Annotated in this window: 19 protein-coding genes; 9 read left to right on the top strand and 10 right to left on the bottom strand. The window is 72.8% G+C overall.

The features are described 5' to 3' along the window. Positions 1-206: 206 nt before the first annotated feature. Positions 207-854: an HAD family hydrolase gene (locus AB6L24_RS12555; RefSeq protein WP_405655139.1), complete on the bottom strand. Its 648-nt coding sequence runs from the start codon at positions 852-854 to the stop codon at positions 207-209. 89 nt (positions 855-943) lie between these two features. On the opposite strand from AB6L24_RS12555, the gene AB6L24_RS12550 reads away from it, so the two are divergent. Next, positions 944-1303: a hypothetical protein gene (locus AB6L24_RS12550; RefSeq protein WP_030356332.1), complete on the top strand. Its 360-nt coding sequence runs from the start codon at positions 944-946 to the stop codon at positions 1301-1303. Between the two features lies 1 nt (position 1304). Next, positions 1305-1796 carry a hypothetical protein gene (locus tag AB6L24_RS12545; protein ID WP_405655136.1) on the top strand — a complete coding sequence of 164 codons (492 nt, stop codon included), beginning with the start codon at positions 1305-1307 and terminating at the stop codon, positions 1794-1796. On the opposite strand, the gene AB6L24_RS12540 is transcribed toward AB6L24_RS12545, so the two are convergent. The 3 genes from AB6L24_RS12540 to AB6L24_RS12530 all read right to left on the bottom strand — a co-directional run bounded on the left by AB6L24_RS12540 (position 1793) and on the right by AB6L24_RS12530 (position 4191). Next, complete coding sequence (locus AB6L24_RS12540; protein ID WP_405655133.1) at positions 1793-2296, bottom strand: GNAT family N-acetyltransferase; 504 nt, start codon at positions 2294-2296, stop codon at positions 1793-1795. The two genes, AB6L24_RS12545 and AB6L24_RS12540, sit on opposite strands and share 4 nt — an antisense overlap. Before the next feature lie 40 nt (positions 2297-2336). Continuing rightward, positions 2337-2894 (bottom strand): RNA polymerase sigma factor, encoded by a 558-nt coding sequence (locus tag AB6L24_RS12535; RefSeq protein WP_405655130.1) that lies wholly within the window; start codon positions 2892-2894, stop codon positions 2337-2339. Positions 2895-3009: 115 nt separating this feature from the next. Beyond that, positions 3010-4191 (bottom strand): glycerophosphodiester phosphodiesterase, encoded by a 1182-nt coding sequence (locus AB6L24_RS12530; protein ID WP_405655128.1) that lies wholly within the window; start codon positions 4189-4191, stop codon positions 3010-3012. A gap of 450 nt (positions 4192-4641) precedes the next feature. Between AB6L24_RS12530 and AB6L24_RS12525 the strand changes: the two genes are divergently transcribed. Next, a complete protein-coding gene (locus tag AB6L24_RS12525) occupies positions 4642-5286 on the top strand; it encodes a lysophospholipid acyltransferase family protein (protein ID WP_030356327.1) in 645 nt (214 codons plus the stop codon). A gap of 146 nt (positions 5287-5432) precedes the next feature. Here the strand turns inward: AB6L24_RS12525 and AB6L24_RS12520 are convergent, their stop codons facing one another. From AB6L24_RS12520 to AB6L24_RS12500, 5 genes are all read right to left on the bottom strand, one after another. Further along, positions 5433-6974, bottom strand: coding sequence for an MFS transporter (locus tag AB6L24_RS12520; protein WP_405655124.1), 1542 nt, complete (start codon positions 6972-6974; stop codon positions 5433-5435). Beyond that, positions 6971-7522 (bottom strand): TetR/AcrR family transcriptional regulator, encoded by a 552-nt coding sequence (locus AB6L24_RS12515; RefSeq protein WP_380852901.1) that lies wholly within the window; start codon positions 7520-7522, stop codon positions 6971-6973. Before AB6L24_RS12515 ends, AB6L24_RS12520 begins: the two co-directional genes overlap by 4 nt. A 129-nt stretch (positions 7523-7651) precedes the next feature. Beyond that, positions 7652-8620 carry an aldo/keto reductase gene (locus AB6L24_RS12510; RefSeq protein ID WP_405655122.1) on the bottom strand — a complete coding sequence of 323 codons (969 nt, stop codon included), beginning with the start codon at positions 8618-8620 and terminating at the stop codon, positions 7652-7654. Positions 8621-8821: 201 nt separating this feature from the next. After that, entirely contained in the window at positions 8822-10252 is a 1431-nt protein-coding gene (gene argH / locus AB6L24_RS12505) for an argininosuccinate lyase (protein WP_405655120.1), read from the bottom strand. Positions 10253-10344: 92 nt separating this feature from the next. Further along, entirely contained in the window at positions 10345-11538 is a 1194-nt protein-coding gene (locus tag AB6L24_RS12500) for an argininosuccinate synthase (RefSeq protein WP_380852892.1), read from the bottom strand. Positions 11539-11723: 185 nt separating this feature from the next. Between AB6L24_RS12500 and AB6L24_RS12495 the strand changes: the two genes are divergently transcribed. The 6 genes from AB6L24_RS12495 (at position 11724) to AB6L24_RS12470 (ending at position 24667) form a co-directional block, all read left to right on the top strand. Further along, on the top strand, positions 11724-12311 hold the full coding sequence (locus AB6L24_RS12495) for a pyridoxamine 5'-phosphate oxidase family protein (RefSeq protein ID WP_380833719.1): 588 nt from the start codon (positions 11724-11726) through the stop codon (positions 12309-12311). Positions 12312-12374: 63 nt separating this feature from the next. After that, the gene (locus tag AB6L24_RS12490) at positions 12375-17366 is read left to right on the top strand and encodes a caspase family protein (RefSeq protein WP_405655117.1); all 4992 of its coding nucleotides are present in this window, start codon (positions 12375-12377) and stop codon (positions 17364-17366) included. After that, a complete protein-coding gene (locus AB6L24_RS12485) occupies positions 17363-17737 on the top strand; it encodes a hypothetical protein (RefSeq protein ID WP_405655115.1) in 375 nt (124 codons plus the stop codon). Before AB6L24_RS12490 ends, AB6L24_RS12485 begins: the two co-directional genes overlap by 4 nt. Continuing rightward, positions 17734-18363, top strand: a complete 630-nt coding sequence (locus AB6L24_RS12480; protein ID WP_405655113.1) for a hypothetical protein — start codon at positions 17734-17736, stop codon at positions 18361-18363. The genes AB6L24_RS12485 and AB6L24_RS12480 overlap by 4 nt, the downstream gene beginning before the upstream one ends. Before the next feature lie 97 nt (positions 18364-18460). Further along, positions 18461-19444 (top strand): bile acid:sodium symporter family protein, encoded by a 984-nt coding sequence (locus AB6L24_RS12475; protein ID WP_405655111.1) that lies wholly within the window; start codon positions 18461-18463, stop codon positions 19442-19444. 153 nt (positions 19445-19597) lie between these two features. After that, entirely contained in the window at positions 19598-24667 is a 5070-nt protein-coding gene (locus AB6L24_RS12470; RefSeq protein WP_405655109.1) for a caspase family protein, read from the top strand. Here the strand turns inward: AB6L24_RS12470 and AB6L24_RS12465 are convergent. Then, positions 24664-25209: an arginine repressor gene (locus tag AB6L24_RS12465; protein WP_030356315.1), complete on the bottom strand. Its 546-nt coding sequence runs from the start codon at positions 25207-25209 to the stop codon at positions 24664-24666. The two genes, AB6L24_RS12470 and AB6L24_RS12465, sit on opposite strands and share 4 nt — an antisense overlap. Between the last annotated feature and the right edge of the window lie 3 nt (positions 25210-25212).

The following is a 25212-nucleotide window of genomic DNA, read 5'->3' as shown; positions in this document are numbered from 1 at the left end:
TGGTGCGGGGGCCCTCAGAAGGCGCACATTCGACACATACAACGAGCACCGGGCGTCGTGATCGCCTCGGTCGCAAGGGTGCGGCTGCTCGTCGTGGTCATGCGGACCAGTAAAACACGCGTGCGGGCGCGTCCCGCCACCGCTGTCCGAATAGCGGACAAACATTGGTCGACAGGAGAGACGGTCCACCCCGTCCCGCACCGCGCTCAGACGCCGGTGACGATCTCCACTCCACCCGCCGTGGCCTGCACGGACACCGCCGACAGGTCCTCGACGACGACGTCCGCGGACAGCTCCGCCACCTGGTGCGTTGTGGTCAACGCCACGGTGGTCATCCCGGCGGCCCGGCCCGCGGTGAGACCCGCGGGGGCGTCCTCGAAGACCACGCAGCGGGCCGGGTCCACGCCGAGCACCCGGGCCGCGAGCAGGAAGGGCTCGGGGTCGGGCTTGCCGCGGGTGATGTCGTCGGCGGCTATCAGCGTCTTGGGGCTGATGCCGACCTCGGCGAGCCGGGCCTCGGCCAGGCGGCGGGTCGCGGAGGTGACCACGGCCCAGCGCTCGGGCGGCAGGGCGGCGAGCAGGTCGAGGGTGCCGGGCAGGGCGAGCACGCCGCCCGCGACGTCGGACACCTCCAGCTCCTCGATCCGGGCCACGGCCTCGGCCACCCGCTCGGCGGGCAGCAGGTCGGCGACGATCTCGACGGCCGGGCGGCCGTGCAGCTCGACCCTGGCGAAGTCCTCGGCGGTGATGCCGTACTCCCCCGCCCACCGCGTCCAGCAGCGGCGGACGGACTCCATCGAGGAGATGAGGGTGCCGTCGTTGTCGAACAGGAGGGCGTCAGCCTGGATCTTCATGTCTTCGACCCTACGCGGGGGCCACCCGCGGATCCCGGGCCCCCGGGGCCGAGGGCACCGGGTCTTTTGGCCCGTAATAGGGTCTCGGCATGCTTGTTGCCCTGACCGTCGCGACCTCCGTGGCCGCGCTCGCGCTCGCGGCCTGGTGCGGTTTCGCCGCCTACCGGGACCAGCCGACGAAGGACTGGCACTTCATCGGCATGGGTGTGGTCACCCTGCTGACGCTGGTCCAGCTGATCGTCGGCATCGTGCAGCTGGCGCGGGGCGAGGACCCCGAGCAGGGCACGACGATCTTCGTGGCCTATCTGATCGGCTCGTTCGCGTGCGTTCCCGCGGCGGGCTTCATGTCGCTCGCCGAGCGCACGCGCTGGGGCTCGGTGACCGTCGCCGCGGGCGGCGTGGTCCTCGCCGTGCTCGAGGTCCGGCTCTTTGACATCTGGGGAGGCTGAGGTGGCGGTGACGGACGACGAGCCCCGCGCGAAGCGGAACGAGCGGAACAAGCAGGAGAAGCAGCCGAAGCCGCAGCGGCAGAAGCTGATCACCGGCCCCGGCATCCTGCTGGTGTGGCTGTACGGCGTGATGGTCGTCGGCGCCGTGTCCCGCTCGGCGGTCCAGATCTCGACGGACTTCCACAAGGCCCCGCTCGCGTACACGCTGTCGGCGCTCGCCGGTGTCGTCTACGGCTTCATCACGTACTCGCTCGTACGCGGCGGGGAGACGGCCCGCAAGGCGGCGCTGGTGTGCTGCGCCGCCGAGCTGGCCGGTGTGCTCGCCGTCGGGGCCTGGACCCTCGCGGAGCCGTCCGCGTTCCCCGACGCCACGGTCTGGTCGGACTTCGGCATGGGCTATCTGTTCATTCCGGTGCTGCTGCCGGTGACCGCGGTGTTCTGGCTGCGCAAGTCCCGCGCGCACACCCGCCCCGCCGAGCCCTCCGGCGCCTAGGCGCTCGCCACGTACGCCTCGGCCTGCGCGTCCTTGGAGAGGGTCACCACCGTCAGGCGGTCGTCCACGCGCTGCGTGCTCACCGGCGCGTAGCCGTGCTTGCGGTAGAGCTGGAGGTTGCTCTCGCTGCGGTGGCCGCTGAACAGCTCGAAGCGCTTGGCCACGCCGCCCTCGGCGAGCCGGCGCTCGATGGCCTCCAGGAGGCGGCCGCCCAAGCCGTGCCGCTGCATCCGCGGGTGCACGATGAGCTTGCCGATGCGGGCCGTGGCCGCCGTGTCGACCGTGCCCCGCACGGACGCCACGACCTCGGTGCCGAGGCGCGCCACCAGGACGCTGCCCGCGGCCAGCTCGGCCTTGAGGGAGTCGAGGGTCTGCGTCAGCGGCTCGATGGAGTAGTCGCCGTACAGCTCGGCCTCGCTCTGGTAGCAGAGGTACTGCAGTTTGAGGATCTGCTCGGCGTCCGTGTCGGACGCCTCCGAGATGGTCACGCTCATGCCCATGTGTGCACGCCTCCCGCTCACCTGCTCCGCCGGTTGTCCTTCACTCCTTTCCCCACGGGTCCGGAGTCCCAACCTCCTGCGCGAGCATTCTGCGCAGGCATCCCAGGCATCGGGAACGTTCCGGCCCCAAAGATCCTTGTGACATTCCCAACTCCCCTGCGATTTCGCGGTAAGTCAGGTCCTTCGGCGACAGAAGTGCAGCCATGAGACGGGGGCAGCGTCCGGGCAGTTTCCGGACGGCGGCGTACAGGGTGCGGTGCCGGTCGGCCGCGAGGAGCCGCTGTTCGGGTCCGCCGCGCGGGTCGGCGGGCTCACCGGCGTAGGGCCGCTCCCGGCGGGCGGTGCTGCGGGTGCGGTGCGCCTCGTCGCGGACGGCGGCCCGCAGCCAGGCGGCGGGGTCGGCGGGCGGCCCCCCGGCGTCCAGATGTTCGAGCAGGCGCAGCCAGACGGCCTGCTCGATGTCGCCGGGGTCGGCGGCGCAGCCGTGCGCCTCGGCCGATGCCTCTGCGGCGAGGAGCGGGCGCAGGGTGGTGACCAGGTCGTACGAGAGCGACGGCCGTGCGGAGGGGGACGGGGCCGACGGGGGCGTAGGGGTCATGCCGACGGGGACGCGACCATTCCGGTTATCGGTTTCCGGAACGGCCGCGCCTCACCCCAACCGGGGCTTCACGCGCCGTCGTTGACGAGGCCGGCCAGCCGCCGCCCGCCGCCCGTCAGTCGTCGTTGAAGTCCGCCGCGGCGAGCAGCGCCGTGTCCGGGTTGTCGGAGAAGATCCCGTCGATGCCGGTGGCGAAGTACCTCTTGAACGCGCCGAAGGCGTCGCCGTAGGCGTTCGGGTCCGTGCCCTTCTTGAAGTCGGCGGGCAGGAAGGTGTTCTCGTTGCGCATCGTGTACGGGTGCAGGACCAGGTCCTCGGCGTGCGCGTCGCGGACCAGGGTGGTGGGCTCCAGGAGCCTGCCGTCGGGGCCCTTGGGGATGATCAGGTCCAGGGTCGGGCCGATGCCCTTGGCGTACGAGGAGATCCACTTCAGGCCCTCGGGCTTGATGAGGTCGGCGACGGTGCGCGGGTCGCCCGCCTCGACGAAGTCCCACGGGCGCGAGGCGGCCGTGGAGAGCAGGACCACGCCGGGCGCGTCGACGAGCTTGCGCAGGCGCTGGATGCTGCTCGGCTCGAAGGACTGCAGGAAGTTCGGGGAGTTCCTGCGGTGGCGGTTGTAGCGGCGCAGCAGCTTGGCGAGCGGCTCCTCGAGGCCGAGGCCGAGCTTGCGGAAGTACGTGGGGTGCTTGGTCTCGATGTGCAGCCAGACGCGCTCGCCGCGCTTGCGGCCCTCCTTCTCCGCCCAGCGGAAGACCTCTTCGAGGGTGGGGACGTCCCAGCGGCCGTCGTAGAGGGTGTTGCGCTGGCGGGTGCCAGGGATGCGCTCCTTGGCGCGCAGCGTCTTCAGCTCGGCGAGCGTGAAGTCCTCGGTGAACCAGCCGGTCAGGCTGACGCCGTCGACGCTCTTGGTCGTCTTGCGGCCCGCGAACTCGGGGTGCGCGGCGACGTCCGTCGTCCCGGTGATGTCGTTCTCGTGACGGCATACGAGATGGCCGTCCTTGGTGGGCACCACGTCCTGCTCGATGACGTGCGCGCCCATGTCCAGGGCGAGTTGGTACGAGCCGATCGTGTGCTCGGGCCGGTAGCCGCTGGTGCCGCGGTGCGCGACCACCGTCGGCACCGGCAGGTCGCGGTAGCCGCCGCCCCCGTGGCCGCCGTGGCCGTGGCGTGCGTCGGCTCTCGCCACGCCGGGCGCGCCGACGACGGCCGTGCCCGCCCCGAGCACCGCGGCCCCGAGCACCGCGCGCCGCCCCGGGCTCGTCCCCGTCTCCTGCCGCCCCGATTCCTGCGTCGCCATTGAGCGCTCCCTCCCTGTGTACCGCCGTGTAGCGCCTTGCACCTGACAAAGCGGCACCGATCGTAGGTGGCGTTGCGTGACGGGTGGGAGACCCGGGGCCGAACGGGTGGCCGACGCCGGGTGTCGAGTAGGGCTCGCGGGGTACTCGGCGGGGGCGACCGGCGCGTGCGCCCGGGCTCGCGGGCGCCGGTGCGGTTCCGGCCGTGAGATGCGTCGCGCGTGAGAAGCACCACTCGGACAAGCCTCGCAGTTCGCACAGCGCTACGGTCGTCACAGTGAGGTTGTCGCGGGGGCAACTGCAGGCAAAATCAGGTCAACTCTGCGTATCGGGCACATGAACCCGATGTGCAATCAACGGGGACCCGCGAGTATGGTCCTCACCTGCACAGACTCGTCGTCGACCCGTTGACACCGGAGGACCCGTTGTCCCGTCTAGCGCTCATCAAGGCAGTGCTCGGACCGTTCCTGCGCCTGATGTTCCGCCCACGGGTGGAAGGCGCGGAGAACATCCCCGGGACCGGTCCCGTCATTCTGGCCGGAAACCACCTGACGTTCATCGACTCGATGATCCTGCCTCTGGTGTGCGACCGGCCCGTCTTCTTCATCGGCAAGGACGAGTACGTCACCGGCAAGGGTTTCAAGGGCCGCCTGATGGCCTGGTTCTTCACCGGCGTCGGCATGATCCCGGTGGCGCGTGACGGCGGCCGGGGCGGGGTCGCCGCGCTCATGACCGGCAAGCGCGTCCTGGACGAGGGCAAGATCTTCGGCATCTACCCGGAGGGCACCCGCTCCCCCGACGGCCGCCTCTACCGCGGCCGCACCGGCATCGCGCGGCTGACCCTGATGACGGGCGCGCCGGTGGTGCCGTTCGCGATGATCGGCACGGACAAGCTGCAGCCCGGCGGCAAGGGCCTGCCCCACCCGGGCAAGGTGACCGTCCGCTTCGGCGAGGCGATGGAGTTCTCGCGGTACGACGGCATGGACCGCGACCGCTATGTGCTGCGCGCGGTGACGGACTCCGTGATGACGGAGGTCATGCTGCTGTCCGGGCAGGAGTACGTGGACATGTACGCCACGAAGGCGAAGGCGGCGTAGCCGCCCGGGTTCGGACGTCACGGTGCGCCCGCACCGGCGCCGGGGTGAATCCCCGGCACCGGGGCGGGCGTTGCCGTTGGCGGCACCCGGCACCCGGCACCCGGCACCCGGCACAGCGGTAGCGGCAGCCGTAGCGGCGGTTTCGGCTAGTGCTCCACGCCGTCTTCCAGCTTCTGGCCCTTCAAGAGGAACCACGCCGCCACCGCCGTGGCGAGGAGCACCGCGGCGCCGATGCCCGCGGCGAGGCGCAGGCCGTCCACGAAGGCCTCCTGGGCCGCCGAGATCAGCGGCTCGGCGGTGCGCGCGGGCAGTCCGGCGCCCGCCTCGACCGCGCCGCCCAGGGAGTCGTGCGCGGCCGCCGCGGCGTCGGCCGGGGTGCCCGCCGGGGCCGTGAAGTTCTGGTACACGCCGGTCACGATGGAGCCGAGCAGGGCGATGCCGAGGGCCGCGCCCAGTTCGTACGCCGTCTCCGAGACCGCGGACGCCGAGCCCGCCTGTTCCTTCGGCACGCTGGAGAGGATCACGTCGGCGGTCACGGTGAAGGAGAAGCCCGCGCCGACGCCGACGACCAGGAGTGCCGCGCCGAGCAGCGGATAGCCCGTCTCCTGGCTCAGCACGGTCAGTGAGGCGAGCGCGAGGCCCACCGCCGCGAGTCCGCCCGCGACCACCGCCCGCACCGAGTACCGGCGCGCCACCGTACCCGCGATCAGGCCCGCCGTGACCGCGCCCACCGCCGCGGGCAGTTCGGCGAGACCGGCCTCGAAGGGCTGCCTGCCCTGTACCAGTTGGAGGAACTGGGAGAGGAAGAAGACGAGCCCGGACAGGCCGAGGATGGTCAGCAGGTCGGCGAGGACAGCCGCCGAGAAGCCGCGGTTGCGGAAGAGGCGCATGTCGAGCAGCGGTGCGGGCAGCGTGAACTGCCGACGCACGAACCAGGTGAGCGCCGCCACACCGATCACGGCCGAGGCCGCGACACCCCAGCTCAGGCCGTGTGCCGCCGCCTCCTTGACGGCGTACACCACTGCGATCATGCCGATGAGCGACAGCGCGACGCTGATCAGGTCCCAGGGGCCCGGCGCCGGGTTCTTCGACTCGGGGATCATCTTGACGCCGACCACGACGAGGACCGCCATCACCGGCAGGTTGATCAGGAAGACCGAGCCCCACCAGAAGTGCTCGAGCAGGAAGCCGCCGACGACCGGGCCGACCGCCGCGCCCGCCGACGCCATGGCGCCCCACACGCCGACGGCGATGCTGCGCTCGCGCGGGTCGTGGAAGATGTTCCGGATCAGCGCGAGCGTGGACGGCATCAGGGTCGCGCCCGCGACACCGAGAAGCGCGCGGGCCAGGATCATCAACTCGGGCGTGGTGGCGTAGGAGTTGAGCACGGACACCGCGCCGAACGCGACGGCACCCGTGAGCAGCAGCTTCTTGCGGCCGATGCGGTCGCCGAGGCTGCCCATGGACACCAGCAGGCCCGCGATCACGAACGAATAGACGTCGCCGATCCACAGCAGCTGGTTGCCGGACGGCTTCAGGTCCTCGCTGATGTACGGCGTCGCGAGGCCGAGGACGGTCGCGTCCACGGCGACGAGCAGCACGGCCAGCGCGAGCACGGCGAGGGCGAGCCAGCGACCTGGGTGCCGCTCCACCTCCGCGGGCCGTACGCGCTGTTCGGTGCTTGTCATGATTCCACTCTCCGTTGTGCGCCGCCGATCAGCAGTTCGGCGATCATGTATGAGAAGTCCTTGGCCGCGACGCGGCCGTCGAGCACGGCCCAGGCGGCGGAGCCGATGAGGCCGTAGAGGGCGTCGGTGAGCCAGGCCGTGCTCAGGTCGATGCGGAATTCCCCGCTCTCCTGGCCGCGCCGGAACAGCTCCGCCATCCGGTCGTCGATCCGGGACCAGCCCTCGTGCCGGTCCTCGCCCTCGAACAGCTGGTTCTCCGTGACGAGGAACGCGAGCAGGCCGGCGGCGGGTTCGATCTCCTTGATCAGGCGCCGCAGCGCGTCCTGCGCGCTGTCCTCGCCGAGCCGCGCGGCGTCGAGCGCCGTCTCGCACTCCTGGAGGCCGAGGTCCTCCAGGGCGCGGATGAGCGCGTCCCGCCCGGCGAAGTGCCGGTGCAGGGTGGCACGGCTGATGCCGGAGGCCCTGGCCACTTCGTCCAGGGTCGAGGAGCCCTTGCGGGTGAGCTGGGCGGCGGCGCTGCGCAGCACCTGGTCACGGTCGACTGACATGAGACAACCATAGACCACGTGAGACAAATTTGTCTCATGAGAGGCGTGTGACGCTCACGGAACGGGGACGCGGGGGCTCAGTGACTCGGTGACTCGGACGGTCCGGTGGCTCGGCGGCGCCTCAGGGCCTCAGTGCCAGGGCAGTCCGGCCCGCGTGCGCCAGTACGCGGCGGGCTCCTCCACGAGGTCCGCGAGGCGGTCCAGGTGCTCCTCGCCCAGGTCGACGGCCGTCGCGTGCAGGTTCGACACGAGCTGTACGGAGGTGGCGGCGCCGGAGAGGACGACGCCCGCCCAGGGTTGGCGGAGCACGAGGGCGAGGGCCACCGCGTCGCAGCCGAGGCCGGTGGCTTCTGCGGCGGCGCGCAGGGCCGCCGGTGCCTGCGGTCCGGCCAGGCGGCCATTGGCCATGCCCTCCTTCACCAGGACGGTCAGGCCCGCGTCGTGGGCCTCGGCGAGCGCGGGCCCGGCCGAGGTCTCCAGGGCGTTGTACGTCGCCTGGACCGTCCGGAACAGCCGCTCGCCGCCGACGGTGACCTCGACGGCGGCGCGGATCGCCGCCGCCTGGTCGGGGCCGCTCACGGAGAGGCCGACGGTGACGCCGCTCGCGGCCAGGTCGGCGAGGCGGGCGTGCAGCTCCGTGTCGGTGAGGGCGGGGCTCTCCGGGGTCACCGAGTGGATCTGGTAGAGGTCGAGCCGGTCGCCGAGGACGTCGGCGGTCTCGGCGCGCTGGCGGTCGTACGCGGCGACGCTGTGGTCCTTGACCTCGTGCGCGTCGGCGTCGGTGCGCCAGTCGGCGGTGTACGTGTAGCCCCACTTGCTGCCGACGACGACGTCCCGGACGTCGGGGCGGGCGCGCAGCCAGTCGGCCAGGAACTCCTCGGAGCGGCCGTAGGAGCGGGCCACGTCGAGGTAGCGCACGCCGAGGGCGTAGGCGGCGTCGAGGAGTTCGAAGGCGCGCTCGCGCAGGGCCTCCACGCTGCGCGCGGGCAGGTCGTCCGCGCGGCCCAGCGTGATGTAGCCGGGCCTGCCGACGGCGGCGAGGCCCAGACCCAGGTGGGCGGTGGGGGTGGTCGCTGTGGCGAGGCGGGCGAATGGCATGTGGGGCTCCACGCTGCGAAGGGGTGCACGCGGGTAACGTGCACCCCTTCAACGTAGCTCGCGGGCGGTGGTGCAGGTGAGGTGGGGCCTCGCGGTGCGCCCCAGGCCCGCCCCTTCTCCGAAACCTGGGGCTGCCGCCCCCTGGACCCCCGCTATCGGCGCTCCGCGCCTCGTCCTCAATCGCCGGACGGGCTGAGAACTTCAGCCCCTCCGTGCCGTCGCCCACTCCCGCTGCCTCGCCACGTCCGCCTTGATCTCCGCCAGCTGTGCCGCCACCGCCGACGGTGCCGTGCCACCCCGGCCGTCGCGGGACGCGAGCGCGCCCTTGACGTTCAGGACGGTGCGGACCTCGGGGGTCAGATGGGGGCTGATCTTCGCGAACTGGTCGTCGGTGAGCTGGTCGAGTTCGATGCCCGTCGCCTCGCACTCCTTGACGCACTCGCCCGCGACCTCGTGCGCGACCCGGAACGGCACGCCCTGCTTGACCAGCCACTCGGCGATGTCCGTGGCGAGCGAGAAGCCGGCCGGGGCCAGCTCCTCCATCCGCTCGCGGTGGACCGTGAGCGTCGCCATCATGCCGGTGAAGGCGGGCAGCAGGACCTCCAGCTGATCGCAGGAGTCGAAGACGGGCTCCTTGTCCTCCTGGAGGTCGCGGTTGTACGCGAGCGGGAGCGCCTTCAGGGTCGCAAGGAGGCCGGTCAGGTTGCCGATGAGGCGGCCGGACTTGCCGCGCGCCAGCTCCGCGATGTCCGGGTTCTTCTTCTGCGGCATGATCGACGAGCCGGTCGAGAACGCGTCGTGGAGGGTGACGAAGGAGAACTCCTTCGTGTTCCAGATGATGACCTCCTCGGCGATCCGGGAGAGGTTCACGCCGATCATCGCCGTGATGAAGGCGAACTCGGCCACGAAGTCACGCGACGCGGTGCCGTCGATGGAGTTGGCGGCGGAGCCGTGCTCGAAGCCGAGGTCCGCGGCCACGGCCTGCGGGTCGAGGCCGAGCGAGGAACCCGCGAGCGCCCCGGAACCGTACGGCGAGACGGCCGTCCGCGTGTCCCACTGCCGCAGCCGCTCGGCGTCCCGCGCGAGGGACTGCACATGCGCGAGCACATGGTGGGCGAAGAGCACCGGCTGGGCGTGCTGGAGGTGGGTGCGGCCCGGCATGGCGACGTCCGGGTGCGCCTCCGCGAGGCCGATCAGGGCCTCCTGGAGCTCGGCGATCAGGCCGCCGATGATCCGGGCGTGGTCGCGCAGGTACATCTTGAAGAGCGTCGCCACCTGGTCGTTGCGGGACCGGCCCGCGCGCAGCTTGCCGCCGAGGTCGGCGCCGAGCCGCTCCAGGAGGCCGCGCTCCAGGGCGGTGTGCACGTCCTCGTCGGCGACGGTCCCGACGAACGAGCCGTCGGCGACATCCGCTTCGAGCTGGTCGAGGCCGGCCAGCATGCGGTCCAGTTCGTCGGCGGTGAGCAGGTCCGCCTGGCGGAGCACCCGGGCGTGGGCTCGGGAGCCCGCGATGTCGTACGGCGCGAGGCGCCAGTCGAAGTGGACCGAGGCCGAAAGCTGGGCCAGGGCCTCTGCCGGGCCGTCGGCGAACCGTCCGCCCCAGAGCCGGACGTCACCGCTGTTGCTGCTCACTGCACGCGCTCCTAGAAGAAAGGGGGATGTGCGCCCGCCTCCCCGGCGCCGCGCGCTTCGGGGAGGCGGACCTCACGCTACTGCTCGGGCCCTCAGGCCAGATCCCGCTTGGCGGCAATCTTCGACGAAAGCCCGAAGATGTCGATGAACCCCTGCGCCTTCGACTGGTCGAAGGTGTCGCCCGAGTCGTACGTCGCGAGGTTGAAGTCGTAGAGGGACTCCTCGGACTTCCGGCCCGTGACGACGGCGCGGCCGCCGTGCAGGGTCATCCGGATGTCACCGGTGACGTGCTGGTTGGCCTCGTTGATGAAGCCGTCCAGGGCCCGCTTGAGGGGGGAGAACCACAGGCCGTCGTAGACCAGCTCGCCCCAGCGCTGCTCGACCTGCCGCTTGTACCGGGCGAGCTCCCGCTCGACCGTGACGTTCTCCAGCTCCTGGTGGGCGGTGATCAGGGCGATGGCGCCCGGGGCCTCGTACACCTCACGGGACTTGATGCCCACGAGCCGGTCCTCGACCATGTCGATCCGGCCGATGCCCTGGGCACCCGCACGCTCGTTGAGCTGCTGGATGGCCTGGAGGACCGTGACGGGCCTGCCGTCGATGGCGACCGGCACGCCCTCCTTGAAGGAGATGACGACCTCGTCGGCCTCGCGGGGCACGGCCGGGTTCGAGGTGTACTCGTAGACGTCCTCGATCGGGGCGTTCCAGATGTCCTCCAGGAAGCCCGTCTCGACGGCCCGTCCGAAGACGTTCTGGTCGATGGAGTACGGCGACTTCTTGGTGGTCGCGATCGGCAGGCCCTTGTCCTCGCAGAAGGCGATGGCCTTGTCCCGCGTCATCGCGTAGTCCCGGACGGGCGCGATGCACTTCAGGTCGGGGCCGAGGGCCTGGATGCCGGCCTCGAAGCGGACCTGGTCGTTGCCCTTGCCGGTGCAGCCGTGGGCCACGATGCCGGCGCCGTGCTTGTTCGCGGCGGCGACGAGGTGCTTGACGATGGTGGGCCGGGACAGGGCCGAGACCAGCGGATACCGGTCCATGTACAGGGCGTTGGCCTTGATCGCCGGGAGGCAGTAGCCCTCGGCGAACTCGTCCTTGGCGTCGGCGACCTCCGCCTCCACGGCACCGCAGGCGAGCGCGCGCTTGCGGATGACGTCCAGGTCCTCGCCGCCCTGGCCGACGTCCACGGCAACGGCGATGACCTCGGCGCCCGTCTCCTCGGCGATCCAGCCGATGGCGACGGAGGTGTCCAGGCCGCCCGAGTAGGCGAGTACGACGCGCTCGGTCACGGGTTTCTCCTCACAGTGCATTCGCTCGCTCAGTGCAGTGCAGTCACTGACATGCATGAGTATGCATTGCTCTGCATGCTTCGTCAATCCAGCCCCGGAGCGAAGCGGAGGACGCCCTCCCGGCGGGCGGGGCGGCGCACGAAGTAGTTAGACAGGCGAACTAAAGGAGTCCATAATCCTTGGTCATGGGAAAGACCTATGAGCGCATCGACGGCAGACTCCGCACCTTCATCGAGTCCCAGCCGATCTTCTTCACCGCCACGTCCCCCCTCGCCGGGGACGGCACCATCAACCTCTCCCCCAAGGGCGTCACCGGCTCCTTCGCCGTCCTCGACGACCTCACCCTCGCCTACCTGGACTTCGCGGGCAGCAACGCGGAGACCGTCGCCCACCTGCGGGAGAACGGCCGCATCACGCTCATGTGGTGCGCCTTCCAGGGCCCGCCCAACATCGTCCGCGTGCACGGCCGCGGCGAGCCCGTCTTCCGGGACGACCCGCGCTTCCCCGGCCTCCTCGCCCGCTTCCCCGAGGTCGACACCTCGCTGCACGGCCTGCGCGCGATCATCGTCGTGAACGCCGAGCTGATCCGCGACACCTGTGGCTACGCGGTGCCCTTCATGACGTACGACGAGGACCGCGATCTGCACGCCAAGCGGTTCGCGCGCGAGGACGACGCCTCCCTCGACGCGTACTTCACGAAGAAGGAACACGTGGCGACGAGCATCGACGGACTGCCGGGGCTGCCGCTGCCGCTGCCCCCGACGCCCGCCTGAGGGGGCTCGCGCGGTGCCAGAATGGTGCTCCGGCCCGGAAGCACGGCCGGTGGGAGGGACCACATGGCACCGGCGCGCACGGCGCTGCTGATCGGAGTCGGGCACGTGCCCGCGGCGGACGGGCTCCTGGAGCCCCTGGACGACGCGGTGGACGCCGACCTGCGGCTGATGAACTCGGCGCTGCAGGCGGCGCGTTACGACGTCACCGTCCTGCACAACGCCGGGATCAGCCAGATCAGAGCACGGATACACGAGACCGCCCGCGCCGTCCCCGAGGGCGGGACGCTGCTGCTGTACTTCAGCGGGCACGGCGTCCGCGTGGGCGACATCGACTATCTGGTGCCGTTCGACGCCGTGACGCCGCCCGACGGCGACTGGCAGGAGCCGTACCTGGACTCCTTGTTGCCCACCGCCATCAGCCCCTGGCTGAAGTCGTCGAGGGCGGGCACCGTGCTGTGGGCCATCGACGCCTGCCGCACCGAACTGACCGGCGGCGACGTGCCGTTCGGCAACAGCGTCGACAACGGCCCGCCCGGCGGCGGCTTCGCCGTCCTCATGGGCTGCAAGGAGGGCGAGCGCAGCGGCTACACCGGCGAGGGCAGCTTCTTCACCCGCGGCCTCGCCGAGGCCCTCGGCCCGCTGACGCCCGACCGCTCCGTCGAGGACGTGTTCGCCAACGCCGCCGCCCGCGCCAAGGCGGTGGCGCACCGGCAGGGCCTCACGCAGAACGCGCGCATCCGCTACGGCACCAACTTCGAGGACCGGACCAAGACCACCGAGATCTGCGAGGGCCGGCCGCTCCTGGAGGCCTGGCAGGAAGCCGTGCGGACCACGCCCCTGTGGGAGCGCGTGGAGCCCCGCGACGGCGTCCAGCGCGTCGACGACGGCGTCCAGCGCTTCAAGGACTGCCTGAGCGCGTTCGTGGAGCGCAGCGCCCACACGCTGCACCTCGCCCAGAGCCGGCTGCCGTTCGAGGACCCGTGGGCCGACGACACCTACCCCGTGCGGCTGCTCTGCGACCGGCTGCCCGCCCTGCTGCCGGACGGGGCGAAGCTGTCCGCGGTCGAGGTGGCCGTGCTGGTGGCGGCGCCGTTCCTGCGGGAGGCGGCCTGGGCGGAGCGGCTGAGCCAGGCCGCCGAGTTCGGTCCCGGGTCGCTGGAGCGCGTGCCCGGCGCGGACGCCCACCGCAGGCACTACGAACAGGTCGGCGACCAGTACGCGCGCGTGGCGCGGAAGGTCGCGGAGTGCCACGCCCGCGAACGGCCCCAGGACGCCGTCGCCGTCACGATGTGGCTGGTGCACCGGTGGGTGGCCGACCGGTTCGAGACGGACGACGAGGCGGTGCCCGCTCCGTGCGCGGACGCCCTCGCCACCGCCCTGCTCGGCGGCGCCGCGCCCGCGCAGGACCGGGTCGCCGAGCTGTCGGGGCTGATGCGGGCGGCCGCCGAGGGCATCGGCCTCGACGAGCCGCTCGACGACTCCGGCGCCCCGCGCGACGTCGAGCGGGGCCCCGCGAAGGTCCTGCTGCCGGGCGGCTACCAGCCCTTGCGGATGCGCCCGCTGGCCGCGCTGCTCCGGCTCGCGGGCGTGCTGTCCCTGGACGTGCGGACCTTCCCGGAGGTCGTGGCCGAGCACCTGGCCGTGTCCGACCCGGTCCTGCCGCAGGAGATCGTCGGCCTCGTCTCGCACCCCGACCTGCTCAGCTGGCAGCCCGAGGGCACCACGCTGCACCTGGACGTGCCCTGCCCGCACCAGGCCGTGCACGCCGCGCTCGTCGAAGTGGCGCACCAGGCCGACCAGTTGGCCACGCAGGTCGCCGACCTGGCGGGCACGCTGCCGGAGGCGGAGGCCTGCCTCCTGTCGGCCGTGCCCACGCGGGTGACCGACCGCGACCTGAGGGCGAGCCAGCGCGGCGGCCAGGCCACGTACGAGGTGCCGCTGCTGCGCTTCCACCTGGCGCAGACCGAGGTCCGTGAACTGCTCATGGGCGAGCAGCTGTACGGCGGCGAGCCCCACCTGGCGCTGCGGGAGCTGTACCAGAACGCGATGGACGCCTGTCGGTACCGGCAGATGCGCTGGGACTACCTGGACAGCGCGGGCCCGCAGCCCGCGCCCTGGCGCGGCCGGATCTCGATCACCATGGGCGAGGACGCGCGCGGCCGGTACGTGGAGTGCCGCGACAACGGCGTCGGCATGAGCGCCGAGCAGCTGAAGTACACCTTCACGCGGGCCGGCAGCCGCTTCGAGCAGTCCAAGGCGTTCCGGCGCGAGCAGTCGCGCTGGCTGCGGCACGACCAGAAGCTACGCCTGTTCCCCAACAGCCGCTTCGGCATCGGCGTGTTCAGCTACTTCATGCTCGCCGACGAGATGACGATCGTGACGCGGCAGGTCAGCCCGGACGGCATCCCGGCCGCGCACGCGCTCAGCGTCGAGATCCCGAGCAGCGGCAGCCTGTTCCGCATCCAGCGGCACGAGGGCGCGGGCGACGGCCTCCCGGAGGGCGGCACCCGCGTCCGCCTCTACCTGCGGGCGGACGGCACGGCCGACGGCCTGTCCTGTGTGGGCACGCTGCGGCCGCTGGTGCGGGTGAGCGAGTTCGAGCTGGAGGTGCGGGACCTGGCGGGGCCTGGGCACGAGTGGGAGCCGGGGGTGCTGCAGTCGGGGGTCGGTCTCGACCGCCTGGAACCGCTGGAGGCCGTGCCGGGAGTGCTGTGGTGGGTGCGTGACAAGGGCGGTGTGCTGTGCGACGGCATCGCCACGGACAAGGCGCCCTACGGCTACGTACTGAATCTGACGGGGCTGCACGCGGGCCAGCTGAGCGTCAGCCGCAAGGAATTGCAGGCGTACGACCGGACGTGGGAGGAGCACAACTGGCGCGCGGGCGCGGTGCCGCTGGCCCAGTGGCCGGGGCTCTCGATGGAGTGGCTCTGGGAGCTGGAGCGGCAGAACCTGCCGGTGGCGCGGGTGCTGTGGGAGGAGTGGCGGGGCAAGGGGGTCACCGCGGCGCGGGATGGGGGCGGTCGGCACCGGCTCGACTCCGAGGGCTGGTTCCACCCGGACCGGGGAATCACGACCCGCGCCAGGCACGTCCACGACGCGGGGCACCTCGCCCCCTGGCGGACCGCCGCGATGCGCCTTGAGCACACCCATCACTCGGCGTCGTCCCCCAGGAGCCTGTTGGGATACCCCGTGCCCGAGCCGGGGGATTCGGCCCTGCGCGGCGCCAAGGGCTGGTGGCATGTCTGCGAACAGGCCGCCCGGCAAGGCGTGTCGGTGGCCGATGCCCTGCGGCGCAAACGGCGGTTCCGTGTCGCGCACCCCTCCGAGGCTCCCCCGGCCCTGAGCCCGGGGGGCTTCGACCGGGCGCCCGACGCGATGGACATCGAGTTGGCCAGAGTCCTCGCGGGCTCCGCCCAGATCAGCGCGGTGCAGGGCAATCGCCACGTCAGCCATGGTCGCGGCAGCCTGGTCCTGGCCTCCCACAGGTTCAATGAACCCCTCGGCGCCGTCGTCGACCACTACCGGAGCTGGGTGGCGCTGCACGGCGAGACCCTGCCTCGTGTGCCCCCACACCACGAGGACCACGTGTGCACGGACGACGAGGTCGAGGCTCTCTTCCTGCAGTCCACCCTCGAGTTCGAGGAGAAGATGGTGCCGGTGACGCGCCCGGACCAGGTGCTCCGGGTGCAGCGGGCCACCGGCAGAACACCGACGGAGATCTTGCGCGTGCTGTCCGACTTTGCCTGGCTCGGCTGGGTTCCGCCCGCCGCCGACACGGTCCGGTCCTGGGCGGATCTCGACGAGACACTCCAGCAGGTCCTGACCGAGTTCGCCCCTCCGGCCGAGGACGGAAGCCGGACGCTGCGCTGGGGCGCAACGGTGGTCATGGCCGTGCGGTGGGAGACCGATCTCTCGGCGGCCTCGGAGCGCCTGGCGCTCATCGCCGCCGCGACAGGCCTCACGCATGAGCGCAGGTACACGGACGAAGACGGCCGCTTCGTGCCCTCCAGCGACACGGCCGCGCTGGTGGACGGGCTGAACAGCGTCGGCGCCCGCCTTGAGGACGGCATCGGGTACGAAGCGCTGGCGAGGGGCGCCAAGGAGGCGCCGCACAGCTTCGACGTCGCGCGGGCCGTCGCCGAGCTGCGGGCCGCCGGGGCCCGTCTCCCCGACAACGTGGACATTGTCGCCGAGTGGTCCGCGCTGCCGCTGCGCAGTCGCTTCGCGCTCTCGGGCAAGGAGGTCGTGCACAGCCCGGAGGACGACCCGGCCGACGAACTGACCGCCTCCGGGCTCTTCTACACCGCGGAGCGCCTCCACGAAACACTGGCTGACATGTGGGCAGTCGCCCACCAGGGGGCCGACCGGTTCGGTCTGGTCGTGCCTCCCCTGCCCGAGGATCTCGCCTCCTATCGACCCAGTTCCCACGACGTCGCCGCCCTCACCGAGCAGCCATACAGCAGCTTTCTTGAACAGCCTCGCGTCGAGAACCAGCTTTCGGCCGCCGTGTGGAAACCTCTGACGCCCGCCGCGCTGGCCAGGTACACCTACGGACTGGAGATCTCTCCCGCCAAGGCCTACACCCTGCTCGCCCTCCTGCGCCCCCTCGGCGCCCTGGTCCCCGAACTCACTGCGGCCGCCCTGGCGGCCCTGCCCGCCTCCCCCCTCTCGGCCCGCGACATGGTGGCCCTCGACGAGAACCAATGGCTGTCCCCGACCAACAAGACCTTCGGCCCCCTGGACCTGGTGAGCATCGCCGGCCGCCTCGGCGAACCGGTCCCCCGCACCCTCGCCCGCGTCGCCCCCTTCCTGCCCCTGCTGCCCGAATCCCCGCCCCTGCCCGCCCCGCCGGACACCGTCCCCCTCTGGCAGGACCTGGCGATCCTCTCCGTGGGCCTCGACGGCCGGCTCCCCGCCCTCACCGGCAAGGTGGACGGGCGGCACATCGCGCGGGCCGCCGACGCCACCGGCGAGTCCGAGGCCTGGGCCACCGAGCGCCTGCGCCTGTACGCCACCCTGTTCGACCTCGATCTCGACCTGGACGACGCCTCATGACCCAGCCCCCGCCGCCCTCGCACCGGTTCGACACCACCTACGCGGACGCGGACCTCGGCGAGGTGAGCGACGAGTTCACCGTCGGCCCCTCGCCCGACGGGCACACCCTGGTGCGGGGCCACTGTCCCCGCTGTCTCGGCCGGACGGCCACCGAGTACCGGCACGGTGTGCCCGGGACCGGGACGGGTGCGGGGACCAAGGGGCCGGCCTCGGACGCCGCGCTGCTCGCCCAGGAGCGGCACTTCTGCGAGTGCGGGCACCCGCATCCGCAGCTCCCGGCGAACGCCGTGTTCGTCGGGTGCGGAGCCAGCTGGCGCGTGCGGGCGCTGGTGACGCCCGCGCCGAGCGGCACCCCGAACGGCACGCCGTGACCGCCCAGTCCGACCGCCGCTGGGCGGAGCTGGCGCGCGAGCTGGAGTTCACGCAGCTCGACGAGTTGCGGCGGCAGGCCGAGGGCTGGCGCACGGGTCTGACCGGTCTGACGGCACTCCTCGCCGTCCTTGTCGTCCTCAAGGGCCGCGACGACCTGAACGGCCTGCCGGACACGGCACGCCTGGTGGCGTCCGGCCTGGTCGGCCTCGCGTTCCTGCTGCTCGTCGCCGGGTCGGTGCTCGCCGTGCGGGCGGCGCACGGGCGGCTCGGCGACCGCACGCTGCTCGCGGGGCAGGCGTTGCGGCGCTGGACGGAGGAGGAGGTCCGGCGCGTCGTCACCTCGCTGCGGTGGGCGTCGGTGTGCTGCGTGGCCGGCGTCGTGTGCGCCGCCGGGGCCATCGGGGTCGCCTGGGTCGAGACGGAGTCCCCGAAGGACCATCTGGTGCGGGTGAGCACGACGTCCGGGGAGCGGTGCGGGGAGTTCCTGGGGTCGGGGCGGGACGGGGTGTCGCTGCGGGCGGAGGGCGGGGACGCCGGGGAGGGTGCGAAGGCGAAGCGGGTGACGCTGCCCGCTCGTACCGTCATCTCCGTGGCACCGGTGGGGAGTTGCGGCGCCACCAAGTGAGGACGGTGCCTCCGCCGCGTACACCCCAGGACACATGTAGCGACCACATATCGAGACGCGGTTGCGTGCCCGGCGCACCGGCACGTTGCATCGCCGGGTGCAGACCGAACCGACACGTCCCGGCCCGACGGCGGCCCCCGGGCCCGTGACAGCCGCCGACCGCGCGGCCCGCCGCGCCGTCACCGTCTTCCCCGTGCTCGTCCTCGCCGCGGGCGCCGTCGGCCTCGCGACGCCCGGCACCTTCGGGGGCTGGAAGGAGAGCGTGCCGTATCTGCTCGGCGTGGTCATGTTCTGCATGGGCCTGACGATGACGCCGCAGGACTTCCAGGGCGTCGCACGCCGCCCCTGGGCCGTGGCGCTCGGCCTGGTCGCGCACTATGTGATCATGCCGGGCCTGGGCTGGCTCATCGCCCACGCCCTGGACCTCTCGCCCCAGTTGGCCGCCGGAGTGATCCTCGTGGGGTGCGCGCCGAGCGGCACCGCGTCCAACGTCGTCACCTATCTCGCGCGCGGCGACGTGGCCCTTTCCGTGTCCGTCGCGACCGTGTCGACCGTGCTCGCGCCGCTCGTGACACCGCCGCTCACGCTGCTGCTCGCCGGTGAGTACCTGCCGGTGGACGCGGGCTCGATGGTGACGGACATCCTCAAGACCGTGCTCCTGCCCGTCGTCGGCGGCCTCGCCGTCCGGCTGCTCTTCGGGGGTTACGTCGATCGCGTGCTCGGCGCGCTGCCGTGGCTGTCGGCCGTGACCATCGCCGTCATCGTGGCCGTGGTCGTCGCGGGCAGCGCCGCGGCCATCAAGTCGGCGGCGGCGCTCGTGCTCGTCGCGGTCGTCCTGCACAACGGGCTCGGGCTCGCGCTCGGTTACGGCGCGGGGAAGCTGGCCCGGCTCGGTCCGCCCGCGTCCCGCGCGATGGCTTTCGAGGTCGGCATGCAGAACTCCGGGCTCGCCGCGTCCCTCGCGACCGCCCACTTCAGCCCGCTGGCCGCGCTGCCCGCCGCCGTGTTCTCCGTGTGGCACAACGTGTCGGGGGCGGTGGTGGCGGCGTGGATGGCGCACCGGGCGCGGCGGGCGGAGTGAGACGCTGACGGAGCGGCGCAGGGGCGGGATGAGGGCCGCGTCCACGGGGGTCACGCCAAGTCCGGTCCGGCGCCGCCCCGTTCACCCTGAGGGTTCCGGCCGTCGTCCTCGCCCGGAAATGCGACGATAAGGCCTCGCACAGGGGGAGAGGGCATGGCACAAGCACGGACGGCGCTGCTCATCGGCGTCGGCGACACTCCGGACGCCGCACACCGCTTCGGCTCGCTCGACGCACCGGTCACCGCCGACCTGCGGGCCCTCGGCGCCGCGCTCAGGGCAGCCGGTTACGAGGTGCGGACGGTGCCGGGGGCGACGCGCGCCCAGATCATCACGACCGTCGACGAGGTGTCGCGGGACGTCCCCGAGGACGGCACCCTCCTGATCCACTTCACCGGCCACGGCATCCGCGTCGGCGACACCGACCACCTGGTCCCTGCCGACGCGCGCGCCCCGCACGCCCCCGACGCCGAGTGGACCCAGCCGTACCTGGACACTCTGGTGCCCGCCGACATCAGCCCGTACCTCACCCACTGCCGGGCGGGCACCGTGCTGTGGCTGATCGACGCCTGCCGGGGCGAGTCGGCCGACGGGGTGTTCGGCAGCAGCGTCCTGAAGGGGCAGCCGTCGGGGCGGTTCGCGCTGATGACGGCCTGCGCGGCCGGGCAGCGCTCCGGGTACTCGGCGGAGGGCAGCTTCTTCACGCTCGGGCTCGCGGAGGCCTTCCGGCCGCTCACGCGGGCACGGACCGTGCAGGAGGTCTTCGACACGGCGCGGCAGCACACCCTGCGCGCCGCCCGCCTGCACGGCGCCGCCCCGCAGGAGCCGAGGCTGCACTGCGGCGCGGAGCTGGACGCCGAGGCCCGGGCGGCGGTCGTGTGCGAGGGCCGCCGGCTCCTGGAGGCCTGGCGGGAGGCCGTCGCCGACACCGCCCTGTGGGAGCGGGTCGCCGAGGACGACGCGAGGAGCGTGCCGCGGCTGCGGGACTGCCTGGGGGACCTGGTCGAGACGTGCGCGCAGGTCGTGCACCTGGCCCAGGAGCGGATGCCCGACCCGTGGGCCGACGACGACTTCCTGGTCCGTGTCGTACGCGACCAGTTGCCCCGCCTCGTCCCCAAGACGCAGACGCTGTCGGCCCTCGAGGCCGCCGCGCTGGTCGCCGCGCCGCTGCTGCACGAGGCCGCGTGGGCGCGGCGGCTGAGCCACGCCCGCGACATCGGGCCGTACACCGTCTGGCACCAGAAGGACGGCGACGCGTGGCGACGCCACTACGAACAGGTCGCCGAGCACCACCCGCACATCAAGAAGAAGCTCTCGGACTGCTGGCGGACGTCCCGCCCCGACGAGGCGCGCGGGGTCGCCCTGTGGCTCGTGCACCGGTGGATCGCGGAGCGGTTCGTGACGGACGAGCAGCCGGTGCCCGAGGCCGACTCGACGGCGCTCGCGGACGCGCTGTGCCCGGGCCCGCGCGCCCGCGAGCTGTCGGCCGCACTCGCCGCCCTCACCGCGGGCATCACGCTCGGCCCTCCGGCGCAGGACCGCGCCCCGCGCCCCGACCTGGCCTTCCCGCTGCCCGGCGGCGCCCGGCAGCCCCTGCGCGCCGACGAGCTGGCGGGCGTCCTGCACCTGGCCTGCGTGCTCGCCCTCGACGTCCGCACCCTCCCCGACGTCCTCGCCGAGCACCTGGCCGTCCGCGACGCCCTGCTCCCCCAGGACGCCGTCAACGCGGTGCGTGCCGCGGACTGGCACGCCGCCGACGGCGAGCTCCACCTGGACGCGGCCTGCCCGCACCCCGCGCTGCACGCCGCGTTCGCGGGCGTCGTCGAGCAGGCCGACGAACTGGCGGGCGCCCTGCGGGACACGGCCCGCAGGCTGCCCGCACCCCGGGCGGCCCTGCTCGCGGGCCTGCCCGCCCGCGTGACCGACCGCGGCCTGCGCCCGGTCGAGGACGGTGGCCGCAGGGCGTACGACGTGCCGCTGCTGCGCTTCCAGCTCGCCCAGACCGAGGTCCGCGACCTGCTCATGGGCGAGCGCATCTACGACGGCGAGCCGGACCTCGCCCTGCGCGAGCTGTACCAGAACGCGATGGACGCCTGCCGCCACCGCGCGATGCGCCACCGCTACCTGGAGAGCAGGGGCGCGCGTCCGGCGCCGTGGGCGGGCCGGATCACCTTCGTCGAGGGCGAGGACGACCGGGGCCGCTACGTGGAGTGCCGCGACAACGGCGTCGGCATGGGCCTCGACCAGCTCAAGAACACCTTCACCAAGGCGGGCCGCCGCTTCGAGCAGTCCCGCGCCTTCCGCCAGGAACAGGCGACCTGGCACCGCCACGACCCGGCCCTGCGCCTCTACCCCAACAGCCGTTTCGGCATCGGCGTGTTCAGCTACTTCATGCTGGCCGAGGAGATGACGGTGGTGACCCGCCCCGTCGGCACCGACGGCATCCCGGCGCGGTCGGCGCTGCGCGTGGACATCCCGGGCAGCGCGAACCTGTTCCGCGTCCAGGAGCACGACGACGCCTGCGCGGAGGACGGGGACGGGCTGCTCGAAGGCGGCACCCGGGTGCGGCTGTACCTGCGGGACTCGGCGGCCGTGTCCGCGGTCTCGGCGGTGGAGACGCTGGACCGTCTCGTCAAGGTGAGCGAGTTCGCGGTGCAGGTGCGGGACGCGGCGGGGCGAGGGCGGGAGTGGGAGCCGGGGGTGCTGCGCCGCGCTCCGGCGGACGACGGGCGGCCGAGGTGCGTCGAGGCCGTTCCCGGGGTGCTGTGGTGGGTGAACGGACCGGGCGCGATCCTGTGCGACGGCATCGGGACCGACAAGCAGCCCTTCGGCTACGTACTCAATCTGACGGGCCCGCAGGCGGGCACGCTCAGCCTCAACCGCAAGAAGCTCCAGTCGTACGACGCGAGCTGGGAGGCCGAGCAGTGGGCGCGGGGCGCGGAGGTGCTCGCCGGCTGGCCGGGGCTGACCATGGCGTGGCTGTGGCGTCTTGAGCACGAGAACCTGGCGGCGGCCCGCGCGGTGTGGGAGCGGTGGCGCGGCCGTGGCGTTGCGGTGCGCGACACCACGCCCTGGGGCACGGCCCTGGACCTCGACTCCACGGGCTGGTTCCGCTGGGACGAGTTCGTCGAGGAGCGCAGGGCCCGGGGCAGCTTCTCGCAGGACTGGCCGGAGGCCGTGCGTCCGTGGCGGGCCGCGGTGCTCGGAAGGACGCCGCCGCCCCGTGAGGCGCTGCCCGCGTCGACCGCCGGACACCCGGTGCCCGAGCCCGGCTGGGCGGCCGTCGCCCACGGGGTGCCCTCGGGCTGGGACAGCGGCGTCCTGGTCGACCGGAGTCCGCTCGACTGGCGGGCGGCCGTCGCGCTCGCGGGCGAGACGGACATGACGGTCCGTGAGGTGGTGCGCGCGGCGCGGGCGCTGCGGCTCGTCCACCCGGTCCTGAAGCCGCCCCCGGTCCTGCGGGGCGCCGCCGGCGACGACCTGGACTGGACGCCCGACTGGCGCGACATGAACATCGTCCGGGGCCTGCTGCCCCGACGCACGCGCCGGGGCTGGGGGAAGACGACGGAGGAGGAGAGCGACTACGAGCACGCGCCGGACGACCTCGGCGGCCTGGTCCGTGCCTCGCGCACCCTGGGAGAGCCGCTGGGCCGCCTGGCCGAGAGGTGTGCCCGGTTCGCGCCGTTCCTCACCTCCGCGCCGCCCGCCGCACCCGACCACCACGCCGACCACGTGTGCGACCGGTCGGACCTGTCGCTGCTCTACCGGAAGGGCCCGCGGGGCTGGCGCCGCGTCCAGTGGCCGTGGGACGTCGTCGCCGTCGCGGACACGCGAGGACTCCCGCCCGAGGAGGTGCGGCAGCGGCTCGCGCGGTTCGCGTGGCTCGGCTGGTCGGCCCCCGACGCGGAGTCCGTGCGGCGGTGGACCGACGTGCCCTGGGAGATCTCCGGGGTGCTGCAGAACTACTGCGCGCCGGGCCCGGACGGCCGCCTCGCGCTCCCCTGGGCGGCCACGTTCGAGCTCGCCGCGGAGTGGGAGATCCCGCTGCGCAAGGCGGAGAAGGAGATCGCGCGCTGGGCGGACCACCTCGGCATCGCCTGCACCCGGCACCACCGGGAGAAGTCGGCGGCGGGCCGGGTGGTCCCGGTCCCGGAGACCACGAGCGTGCTCGCCTCCGCCCACGCGGAAGGGCTCGTCCTCGAGGACGGCCTGACGCTGCGCGACCTCGCGTTCACCCGGCCGCGCGAGGTGTCCTGGGACGACCTCGCCGTCGTGGTGGAGGACCTGCGAGAAGCGGGGGCGGACGTGCCCGCGTCAAGCGAACTCCTGCGGGCGTGGGAGGAGCTGCCGGTGCCGAGCCAGTACGCGTTCTCCGGCACCGACCCTTCATTCGTGGGCGCCGACTACCCGGTCCTGCCGACCGCCGACATCCTCTTCGCGTCGTGCGTCAACCTGAAGTCACCCCTGTCGGCCATGTGGAAGACGGCTCGCCGGGAGGCGAAGCGCGTGGGCCTGACGGTGCCCGAACTCCCTGCGACGCTGGCCGGGTTCCGCCCGGAGCACGGGGAGGGCACCGCGCTGCTCGACTGGGGCGAGGAGTACGACGAGTGGTTCGAGTCCCCGCGCTGGACGGCGCTCACCGCCGAGCGCCTGGTCACGTACGCCCGAGACCGCCACATCAACGCCCGCTCGGCGTACGAACGCCTCGCGCCGCTCCGGGAGCTGGGAGCCCAGATCCCCCAGCTGACCACGGCCGAGATCGAGAACCTGCCCGCTGCCGAACCCGACCCCTGGGACGCCGTCGCCGTCGGCGCCGACCACCGCGTCTCCGCCCCGGGCGCCCCGCTCTGCCCCCTGGACCTGGTGAGCCTCGCCGGGCGCCTGGGCGAGCCGGTCACGCGCACCTGGGAGCGCGTCGTCCCGTACCTCCCCCTGGAGGCCGCTCCCCCGGACCTCGACCCGGCCGCGATCCCGGACGAGCTGCCCCGCTGGCAGGACCTGATCGTCCTGTCCGTCCACGCGGACGGCGCGCTCCCGGCGCTCGGCGGACGGGTCACCGAGGAGCAGGTCCGGTTCGCCGCCGACGCGGTGGGCGAGAGCGCGGAGTGGGTCGGGGACCGCCTCGGGCGCTACGCGGCGCTGTTCGGCCTCGGACTGCCCGAGGAGTCACACTCCCCGGGAGGTCACGGGGAACCGTCCGCCGGGGCCCGCGACACCACGCCCTAGTGCTCGTTCGAAGCCAGCCGCAGCAAGTGGTCCGCGAGGGCCTGTCCCCCGCTCGGCTCCCTGCTGATCAGCATCACCGTGTCGTCGCCCGCGATCGTCCCGAGGATGTCGTGGAGCTCGGCCTGGTCGATGGCGGAGGCGAGGAACTGGGCGGCGCCGGGCGGGGTGCGCAGGACGACGAGGTTGGCCGAGGCCTCCGCGGAGATGAGGAGTTCCACGGAGAGGCGCCGCATGCGCTGCTCCTTGGCCGACTCGCCGAGCGGCGCGCGGGGGGTGCGGAATCCGCCCTCGCTGGGCACGGCGTAGATCAGGTCGCCCTCGGTGTTGCGGATCTTGACGGCGTTCAGCTCGTCGAGGTCCCGGGAGAGGGTGGCCTGGGTGACGGTCAGGCCGTCGTCGGCCAGGAGCTTGGCCAGCTGGCTCTGCGAGCGCACCGGCTGCCGGTTGAGGATGTCCACGATCCGGCGGTGGCGTGCGGTGCGGGTCTGCGGAACGGCGGGTCCCGCGTGCTCGGCCGGCCCGTTGTCCTGCGCGTGGCTCATCGT

This window comes from Streptomyces sp. RK9, assembly GCF_045070545.1.
GTDB lineage: Bacteria > Actinomycetota > Actinomycetes > Streptomycetales > Streptomycetaceae > Streptomyces > Streptomyces alboflavus.
This window is presented reverse-complemented; position numbering and strand designations above follow the sequence as displayed.